Below are 8,735 nucleotides of genomic sequence, written 5' to 3'. Positions count from 1 at the left end.
TACTGTGTCCCATGACTAACTCGTCGTATCGTTTTATCAGGCGGGCATCTAGCCCAGTCATTTGATATCCATGCCGTCCCTTTATAGACCAGGATCGGGAGATGTGTAGATACCAATGCCCATCGCGGGCAAGCCCGCTCCCACAGGGGTTGCGGTGGATCAAGCAACTCACAAACCTGTGGGAGCGGGCTTGCCCGCGATGGGGTCATTGAATTCACCTCAAATCCCACAGAGTTGACGCAACAAATCGGTATCGAGGTGCTGCTCCACCAGATCCGCCAGGCGTTCGATATCGCGCTCGCGCAAGCCGTGGTAATCCACCTCCTGCACATCGCTCAACCCGGCCCAACGCAACAACGCCGCACTGGCCGCTGGCGATTCGAACAAGCCATGCAGATAGGTACCGAAAATCTGCCCATCGAGACTTTGTGCGCCATCGCAACGACCGTCATCCAGATGCACCGCAGCCTGTTCCAGCGCCGGCCCGGTGGTCACGCCCGCATGAATTTCATAACCGCTGACCTCGGCATCTTCCAGCGCCAGCCGCCCACGCACATTGCGCAATTGCTTCTCGGCTTCGAGTTGGGTGGCGAACGCGAGCAAGCCGAGGCCGGCACTGGAACCCGGTGCGCCCTCAAGACCCAAAGGATCGTGCACCTGCTCGCCAAGCATTTGCAGACCACCGCAAATCCCCAGCAGCTTGCCGCCGTAGCGCAGGTGGCGACTGATCGCCGTGTCCCAGCCATTCGCGCGCAAATACGCGAGGTCGCTGCGTACGCTTTTCGAGCCGGGCAGGATGATCAGATCGGCCGGCGGGATCGCCTGGCCGGGGCCGACAAATTTCAGGTCTACTTGCGGGTGCAAGCGCAGCGGATCGAAATCGGTGTGGTTGCTGATGCGCGGCAAAACCGGCACCACGACTTTGAGCACTTGCTCGGCCTTGTCAGTCTGGCGCTGATCAATGCCGTCCTCGGCCTCAAGATGCAGATCCATCACGTACGGCAGCACGCCGATCACCGGTTTGCCGGTGCGCTGTTCCAGCCAGTCGAGGCCCGGTTGCAGTAAGGCGATATCGCCGCGAAAACGGTTGATGATGAAGCCTTTTACGCGTGCCTGTTCGCTCGGCGACAGCAATTCCAGCGTGCCAACCAGATGCGCGAAAACCCCGCCACGATTGATGTCGGCAATCAGTAGCACCGGACAATCCACCGCTTCGGCGAAGCCCATGTTGGCAATGTCGCCGGCACGCAGATTGATCTCGGCTGGCGAGCCTGCGCCCTCGACCATCACCAGCGGATACGCCGCACTCAAGCGCTCATGCGAGGCCAGCACGGCTTGCATGGCGATGGCTTTGTAGTCGTGGTAGGCCACGGCGTTCATGCTGGTGACCGCGCGACCATGAATGATCACTTGCGCGCCAGTGTCGCTGTTGGGTTTGAGCAGCACCGGGTTCATGTCGGTGTGCGGCGCGAGAAATGCCGCTTGCGCCTGCACCGCTTGCGCGCGGCCGATCTCGCCACCGTCAGCAGTTACCGCGCTGTTGAGCGCCATGTTCTGCGGCTTGAACGGCACGACAGCGATGCCCTGACGTGTGGCCCAGCGGCATAGGGCCGTGACCAGCGTACTTTTGCCGGCATCGGACGTGGTGCCCTGCACCATCAATGTGGTCATGAACGTTCCTTGGCGAAAGCTTGCAGCGCGTGTTCGAGACGCGCTTCTTCGGCGGCATTGGCAGGCAGGCCGAAACGCAGGCTGCTGTTGTGCACGAAGATGCGCAGGAGGATGCCGCGTCGGACCATGAATTCGTGCAGTTCGGCGGCCTGTTCGGTGATCAGCCACTGGAACAATGCGCAGCCGCCGTGAGGTTTGAAGCCGTAACGCTCAAGCAGCAACGCCAGCCGTTCACTGGCCTCGTCGCTGCGGATACGCTGTTGTGTGTGACCTTCAGTGTCTTGCAGACAGGCCTGGCCGAGCACTCGGGTCGGCCCGCTGACGGCCCAGGGCCCGACTTGTTCGGCGAGCAACTTGAGCAACCGGCGCTCGGCCAGCACAAAGCCCAGTCGCACTCCGGCCAGACCAAAAAACTTGCCGAACGAGCGCAACACGATCAGGCCGACCAGATGGGTAAACCCGGCGAGGCTCAAATGCGGGGTGTTGTCCATAAACGCTTCATCAACCACCAGCCAGCCACCGCGTTGCGCCAATCGCGCGTGCCAGTCGAGCAACCGCGCCGGAGTCAGACTCAGGCCGGTCGGGTTGTTCGGGTTAACGACAACCAGTACATCGAGGCTGTCGATGAAGAAGTCGACTTCCTGCTCCAGCACTTCACGCACGATGTAGCCGCTGCGGCGCCAGGCTTCGGCGTGTTCGGCATAACACGGCGATAACACGCCGACTTTGCCGGCCCGGCGCAAACGCGGCAGCAACTGAATGGCCATCTGCGAACCGGCGACCGGCAATACCTGCGCGGCGCCGTAGTAATCGCAGGCAGCCTGCTCCAGGCCGTCATCGGTTTCCGGCAGCCGCGCCCAGGCGCGCAACGGAATTTCCGGGACCGGAAACGGCCACGGCGCGAGACCGCTGGACAGGTCGAGCCAGTCTTCCTCGGCGATCCCGTATTCAAGCGCCGCCCTGCGCAACCGGCCACCGTGCTCAAGCATAGAATTCAGCCCCCACGCAGAGAATCAGCAGCCATAACCATACGCCGCGCTGGACCAATTGCCAGCCACGGTCGATGGAATCGGCATCCGCCGGCGCGCCTTCGCCGAGTTGCGGACGCTCGTGCAGTTCGCCGTGATAGATCGCCGGGCCACCGAGCTCGACGCCGAGCGCACCGGCACCGGCGGCCATCACTGGACCAGCATTGGGGCTGTCCCACTGCGGCGCTTGGGTACGCCAGCATTTGAGTGCGAGTCGGGTTTTGCCCAGCAGCGCGTAGGTCAACGCCACCAGTCGTGCAGGAATGTAGTTGAGCACGTCGTCGATTTTCGCCGCCGCCCAGCCGAAGCGCTCGAAGCGTTCGTTGCGATAACCCCACATCGCATCCAGCGTGTTGCTCAAGCGATAGAGCACCACGCCCGGCGCACCGGCCACGACAAACCAGAACAGCGCGGCGAACACCGCATCGCTGCCGTTCTCCAGCACCGATTCGGTGGCGGCACGGGCGACGGCGGTGCTGTCGAGTTCATCGGTCTGACGGCTGACCAGATAACCGACGCGCTTGCGTGCTTCTTCCAGGTCATCGCTGCGTAAAGCCTTGGCCACCGGTTCGACGTGCTCGCCAAGACTGCGCATGCCGAGCGCGCAATACAGCGCGAGAATCTCGACGATCCAGCCCACGTATGGCGCCCAGGAAAATGCCGTGGCGAGCAGTGTCAGCGGCAACACTGCAATCACCCACGCAGTGACGCCATGACTGCGCCAACCGCGACCGCCGCTATTGAAACGTTGCTCGATGCGCCCGGCAAAATTGCCGAACGCCACCAGCGGATGCCAGCGTTTGGGTTCACCCAGCAGCGCATCCAGCGCCACTGCGGCGACACTCAACAACGCCACACTCATTGACTCACTCCCCAATAATTTTCGTACAGCAACTCATTGAGCGGACGCGCCTGCGCCCACCCTTCGAGTACCAGCATCGGCGCCGGATAGAACTCCTTGACCGGCCCGAGGCAAAGCACCGCCAACGGCTTGGCCCCGGCCGGCAAATTCAACAAATCAGCCAGCGCTTGCGGTTCGAACAGCGAGACCCAGCCCATGCCCAGCCCCTCAACGCGCGCGGCCAGCCACAGGTTCTGAATTGCGCAGGACAGCGAGGCCATGTCCATTTCCGGCAGCGTGCGCCGACCGAAAATATGCCGTTCGCGATCATCCATCAGCGCGGCGACCAGCACTTCCGCACAGTCGTTGATGCCTTCGACTTTCAGCGTCATGAACTCGTCGCTGCGCTCGCCAAGGGCTTCGGCGGTGCGCACGCGTTCTTCTTCCACAAGGTTTTGGATCTGCCCACGCAAGGCGCGGTCGCTGATGCGGATGAAGCGCCACGGCTGCATCAGGCCCACGCTGGGTGCCTGATGTGCGGCTTCGAGCAGACGCCGCAGCAAGTCAGGCTCGACGGTGCCGCCGCTGAAGTGACGCATGTCGCGGCGTTCGGCGATGGCTTTATAGACCGCTGCGCGTTCGGCTTCGGTATATGCGTTGTCGGTCATGGCCTCATCGCTGGCAGGCCAGCTCCCACAGTGGGCGGTGCAATACCTGACGAAACGCAATCCCCTGTGGGAGCTGCGGTGCGACGATTCGACTTGCCAGCGATGGCGGTCTTGAGCTCTGGCGCAAACAATGCTGCGACAGCCACAGGATTCGAAGGAAAATAAAAGTGCACGTAAGAAGCGGTCATCCGCCCCTGCCGATAAACCGCTTCCGCGCCGCGTCCGCCGTTGGGGCTATGGCCCCGGGCAATCGGCGTCAGCTCAGTAGTGGTCAGGGAATGGTGATAAGTGTGGCCGCGCAGCGAACCTTCCGGCAGTTCAACATCCTGTAAAGCGAGCGCCGCCAGACGTTTCTGCATCGTCGCATCGCCGCGCAACAGGCCGACCAATTCGGCGCGGGTGCCCTCAACATCAGTCAACGAATCGAGCAGATAGAGCATGCCGCCGCACTCGGCGAGCAGCGGTTTGCCGGCAGCGTGATGTTTGCGGATCGCATCGAGCATCGAGGTATTTTGTGCCAGCGCCACATGGTGCAATTCCGGGTAACCGCCAGGCAGATACAGACTGTCGGCCTCGGGGATTTGCGTGTCGCGGATCGGCGAGAAAAAACTCAACTCGGCGCCCATTGCGCGCAGCAGATCGAGGCTGGCGCCATAAGTGAAGGCAAAGGCTTCATCGCGGGCCACGGCAATCCGCACACCTTTGAGCAGTGGTTCGACGACCAGCTCGTCCGGCGCGGCGAATTCCACGGCCGGTGGCAGCGCTACCTCGCAACTGCTGGCCAGTGCGGCGGCAGCGGCGTCGAGGCGCACGTCGAGGTCATTCAGTTCGCTGGCCTGCACCAGTCCGAGGTGACGGCTCGGCAGTTCGATCCCAGTCTCGCGCGACAACGCGCCGTACCAACGCAGCCCTTCGGTGAGGCTGCCTTCAAGCAATTGCGCATGCCGTAATGTGCCCACGCGGTTGGCCAGCACCCCGGCAAACGGCAAGTCCGGCTGATAACGCGCCAGGCCCAGCGCCAGTGCGCCGAAGGTCTGCGCCATGGCGGTGCCGTCGATCACGCCGAGCACCGGCACACCGAAGTGCCGCGCCAGATCGGCGCTCGACGGCGTGCCGTCAAACAGGCCCATCACGCCTTCGATCAGAATCAGATCGGCTTCGGCGGCGGCCTCCCACAGCAAGCGGCGACTTTCCTGTTCGCCGACCATCCACATGTCCAGTTGATAGACCGGCGCACCGCTGGCGCGCTCGAGGATCATCGGGTCGAGAAAGTCCGGGCCGCATTTGAACACGCGCACCTTGCGCCCCTGATTGCGGTGCAAACGAGCGAGTGCAGCGGTGACGGTGGTCTTGCCCTGACCGGAGGCCGGCGCGGCGATCAGTACCGCCGGGCAGTGACGTGGTTGCTTCAAAGTTCGACGCCTTTCTGCGCTTTGATCCCGGACTGAAAGGCGTGCTTGAGCATGCCCATTTCGGTGACCGTGTCGCCCATTTCGATCATTTCCGGCTTGGCGCCGCGCCCGGTGACGACCACATGCTGCATCGGCGGACGCGCCTGCAAATCGCTGAGCACTTGATCGAGATCGAGGTAACCGTGCTTGAGCGCGATGTTCAGCTCATCGAGCACCACCAGACCGATCGACGGATCGCGCAGCAGTTCACGAGAGACTTCCCAAGCGGCTTCGGCAGCGGCGATGTCGCGCTGGCGATCCTGGGTTTCCCAGGTAAAGCCCTCGCCCATCACATGGAAGCGCACTTGTTCAGGGAAGCGGCGGAAGAACAGTTCTTCACCGGTGCTGTTGCGGCCCTTGATGAACTGCACCACGCCGCACTGCATACCGTGGCCCATGGCGCGAGCGAGCATGCCGAACGCCGAACTGCTTTTGCCTTTGCCGTTGCCGGTCAGCACCAGCACCAGGCCGCACTCGTCCGGCGAATTGGCGATGCGTTCGTCGATCACGGCTTTTTTACGCTGCATGCGCGCCAGATGGCGTTCGTCGCGCTCGGGGGAATCAGTCATGGGGGAGCTCTCCGTTGAGGCTGGATAACGGCGGGCAGGCACAAGAATAGACGGCAAAAAGCCTGGCATCGCCCACCGTGATGCCGCTGGATGGATCAGGCCGGTCTCCGGGCTCATGAGCGGCGCATTCGCCGGACTGCGCGCCTTCCCGCTTGTTCAGCAGTGGCATCAGACGCAGTTTTTACTCATTTACCGTTGCGGGGGCAGCGCCGGGATCGTGATCGGTCTTCGTTTGAAGACAATCCTCACCGGCTTCCCTGTTTCACTCTGTCGACGTACGTCACAGAGCACCTGAAACAAGCGGCGAAGGTTAGAGGGTTGGGGGTGGAGCGTCAATTAAAGAGGGGCGCGCGCGCGTAATAACTGCCGCCGATCAAATATATGCCGCCATTGTTGTGCCACACTCTCAGCAGTGATATCAAAGAGCCATGCTTTTACCCAAAAAAGCGCCATCACAATAACAAGGGAGTGCACCATGCAAGGCATGATCATCAGCAATCCGCGACTGGAGTTCCTGCGCCCGGTGCTGGAACGCTGGTTTGACTGTATCGACCGCTACAACGCCGTGCGTGGCGACAACGACACGCCCTACTGGCATGACGAAAAAGCCAACCTCGGCCTGCTCTCGGCAGCCGCGTGGATGGCCGAATTCGTTACGCTGCGCGATACGGCCACGCGCAAGCAGAACGAGGAAGGCGAGCGCAATGCGCGCGCCGATCTATTTCTCGCCGGGGCCGAAGACCGCGCATTCATTCAGGCGACTCAGCGCTGGCCGCGAGTCAACAGCCTGAACCTCACTCAAGCTCTGGCGGATATCACCAGCGAAGCCAAGCGCATCAGCTACGCCAGCGACCTCAAACTCGGCTGCCTGTTCGTCGCCCCGCAAAAGGCCCAGCACAGCGCCAGCCCGGAAGAATTGCAGGACATGGTCGACGACCTGCAAAAGGAAAACACCTGCGCCGTGGCCTGGTATTTCCCCTACGCCTACCGCAAATTGCACAGCGACGCCGGCAACTATCATCCGGGCATCGCCGTGCTGTTCAAAGAGGCGCGCGGCTGAGCAGTTGAACCATCGGGCTTGTACGCTTCTCTATGATTAACAATGCATTCATAGGGAAGATCAGCAATGCGCAAGCCCCAGCTCGTTTTTGTCATCGCGCTCGCCGGAGGGCTCGCCGCCTGTGGTGAATCCTCCAGCCTGAAAGTCATCGACGGCACCGGCCCGTCACCGAAACTGCCAGAACCGAACAAAACCCTGATCCCGACGGTGAACATTGCCCCGGCAGTCGGCTGGCCGGCGGGGGCGAAACCGACCGCAGCGGTCGGCACTCAGGTCGCAGCGTTCGCGGAAAACCTCGACCATCCACGCTGGCTGTATGTGCTGCCGAATGGTGACGTGCTGGTCGCGGAAACCAATGCGCCGCCCAAGCCTGATGACGGCAAAGGCATTCGCGGCTGGGTGATGGAGAAAGTCATGGGCCGCGCCGGGGCCGGTGTGCCGAGTCCGAATCGCATCACCCTGTTGCGCGACGCCGATCACGATGGCGTGGCCGAGACGCGCACGGTGTTTCTGCAAAATCTCAACTCGCCATTCGGCATGACGCTGGTCGGCAACGATCTGTATGTCGCCGACACTGATCGACTGCTGCGCTTCCATTACGAAGCCGGCGCCACCGAGATCAAGACCCAGCCGATCAAAGTCGTGGATCTGCCCGGCGGCACGCTGAACCACCACTGGACCAAAAACGTGATCGCCAGCAAGGACGGCAGCAAGCTGTACGTGACCGTAGGCTCAAACAGCAACGTCGGCGAGAACGGTCTGGATAAAGAGGAAGGTCGCGCGGCGATCTGGGAAGTGGATCGCGCCACTGGCAATCACCGCATATTCGCTTCGGGTATCCGTAATCCCAACGGCTTGGCCTGGGAGCCGCAGAGCGGAGCTTTGTGGACAGCGGTGAATGAACGTGACGAAATCGGCAGCGATCTGGTGCCGGACTACATCACCTCAGTCAAGGATGGCGGCTTCTATGGCTGGCCATTCAGCTATTACGGTCAGCACGTCGATGTGCGCGTAGAGCCGCAGAATCCGGATCTGGTAGCCAAGGCAATCGCGCCGGATTACGCGGTCGGCCCGCACACTGCTTCTTTGGGACTGAGCTTCGCTGAAGGCAACACACTGCCGGCACAGTTCAAGGAAGGCGCATTCATCGGCCAGCACGGCTCGTGGAACCGTAAACCGCACAGTGGCTACAAAGTGATTTTCGTGCCGTTTGCGGCGGGCAAGCCGACTGGCAAACCGGTGGATGTGCTGACCGGGTTCCTCGACAAAGACGAGAACGCGCTGGGCAGACCGGTAGGCGTGGTAATCGACCAGCAGGGTGGATTGCTGGTGGCGGATGATGTCGGGAACAAGGTTTGGCGGGTTTCGGCCAGTAAATAACCGATCATTGCCTGACGCATAAAAAATGTGGGAGCCAGCCTGCTGGCTCCCACATTTGTTTTGTGCA

General features: G+C 61.8%; 8 protein-coding genes and 1 riboswitch. Of the genes, 2 read left to right on the top strand and 6 right to left on the bottom strand.

Translation table 11 applies throughout. The annotated features are described in order from the left end of the window. Window positions 1–219 precede the first annotated feature (219 nt). Genes ACP7EE_RS16255 through cobO form a run of 6 tightly spaced genes read right to left on the bottom strand, consistent with a single transcriptional unit; the run spans window position 220 to window position 6,228 of the window. A complete protein-coding gene (locus ACP7EE_RS16255) occupies window positions 220–1,671 on the bottom strand; it encodes a cobyric acid synthase (RefSeq protein ID WP_426235230.1) in 1,452 nt (483 codons plus the stop codon). After that, on the bottom strand, window positions 1,668–2,660 hold the full coding sequence (gene cobD / locus ACP7EE_RS16250; RefSeq protein ID WP_426235228.1) for a threonine-phosphate decarboxylase CobD: 993 nt from the start codon (window positions 2,658–2,660) through the stop codon (window positions 1,668–1,670). Before cobD ends, ACP7EE_RS16255 begins: the two co-directional genes overlap by 4 nt. After that, a complete protein-coding gene (gene cbiB / locus ACP7EE_RS16245; RefSeq protein ID WP_426205050.1) occupies window positions 2,653–3,561 on the bottom strand; it encodes an adenosylcobinamide-phosphate synthase CbiB in 909 nt (302 codons plus the stop codon). The genes cobD and cbiB overlap by 8 nt, the downstream gene beginning before the upstream one ends. Continuing rightward, window positions 3,558–4,208: a 5,6-dimethylbenzimidazole synthase gene (gene bluB, locus ACP7EE_RS16240; protein WP_426235226.1), complete on the bottom strand. Its 651-nt coding sequence runs from the start codon at window positions 4,206–4,208 to the stop codon at window positions 3,558–3,560. Before bluB ends, cbiB begins: the two co-directional genes overlap by 4 nt. Further along, on the bottom strand, window positions 4,205–5,620 hold the full coding sequence (locus tag ACP7EE_RS16235; RefSeq protein ID WP_426235224.1) for a cobyrinate a,c-diamide synthase: 1,416 nt from the start codon (window positions 5,618–5,620) through the stop codon (window positions 4,205–4,207). Before ACP7EE_RS16235 ends, bluB begins: the two co-directional genes overlap by 4 nt. After that, the gene (gene cobO / locus ACP7EE_RS16230; protein WP_420648062.1) at window positions 5,617–6,228 is read right to left on the bottom strand and encodes a cob(I)yrinic acid a,c-diamide adenosyltransferase; all 612 of its coding nucleotides are present in this window, start codon (window positions 6,226–6,228) and stop codon (window positions 5,617–5,619) included. Before cobO ends, ACP7EE_RS16235 begins: the two co-directional genes overlap by 4 nt. A gap of 81 nt (window positions 6,229–6,309) precedes the next feature. After that, window positions 6,310–6,538, bottom strand: a riboswitch (cobalamin riboswitch). A 165-nt stretch (window positions 6,539–6,703) separates the two neighbouring features. Between cobO and ACP7EE_RS16225 the strand changes: the two genes are divergently transcribed. Continuing rightward, a complete protein-coding gene (locus tag ACP7EE_RS16225; protein ID WP_420648061.1) occupies window positions 6,704–7,288 on the top strand; it encodes a hypothetical protein in 585 nt (194 codons plus the stop codon). Window positions 7,289–7,354: 66 nt separating this feature from the next. Next, the gene (locus ACP7EE_RS16220; protein ID WP_426235222.1) at window positions 7,355–8,668 is read left to right on the top strand and encodes a PQQ-dependent sugar dehydrogenase; all 1,314 of its coding nucleotides are present in this window, start codon (window positions 7,355–7,357) and stop codon (window positions 8,666–8,668) included. Window positions 8,669–8,735 lie beyond the last annotated feature (67 nt).

The sequence above is a fragment of the Pseudomonas sp. TWP3-2 genome (genome assembly GCF_049897765.1).
Taxonomy (GTDB): domain Bacteria; phylum Pseudomonadota; class Gammaproteobacteria; order Pseudomonadales; family Pseudomonadaceae; genus Aquipseudomonas.
Note: the sequence above shows the minus strand (reverse complement) of the source record. Positions and strands in the feature narration are given on the sequence as shown.

Coding starts and splice junctions, on each gene's coding strand:
- bluB (WP_426235226.1), bottom strand. CDS start 4,208: ATGACCGACAACGCATATACCGAAGCCGAACGCGCAGCGGTCTATAAA.
- cobD (WP_426235228.1), bottom strand. CDS start 2,660: ATGCTTGAGCACGGTGGCCGGTTGCGCAGGGCGGCGCTTGAATACGGG.
- cobO (WP_420648062.1), bottom strand. CDS start 6,228: ATGACTGATTCCCCCGAGCGCGACGAACGCCATCTGGCGCGCATGCAG.
- ACP7EE_RS16255 (WP_426235230.1), bottom strand. CDS start 1,671: ATGACCACATTGATGGTGCAGGGCACCACGTCCGATGCCGGCAAAAGT.
- cbiB (WP_426205050.1), bottom strand. CDS start 3,561: ATGAGTGTGGCGTTGTTGAGTGTCGCCGCAGTGGCGCTGGATGCGCTG.
- ACP7EE_RS16225 (WP_420648061.1), top strand. CDS start 6,704: ATGCAAGGCATGATCATCAGCAATCCGCGACTGGAGTTCCTGCGCCCG.
- ACP7EE_RS16220 (WP_426235222.1), top strand. CDS start 7,355: ATGCGCAAGCCCCAGCTCGTTTTTGTCATCGCGCTCGCCGGAGGGCTC.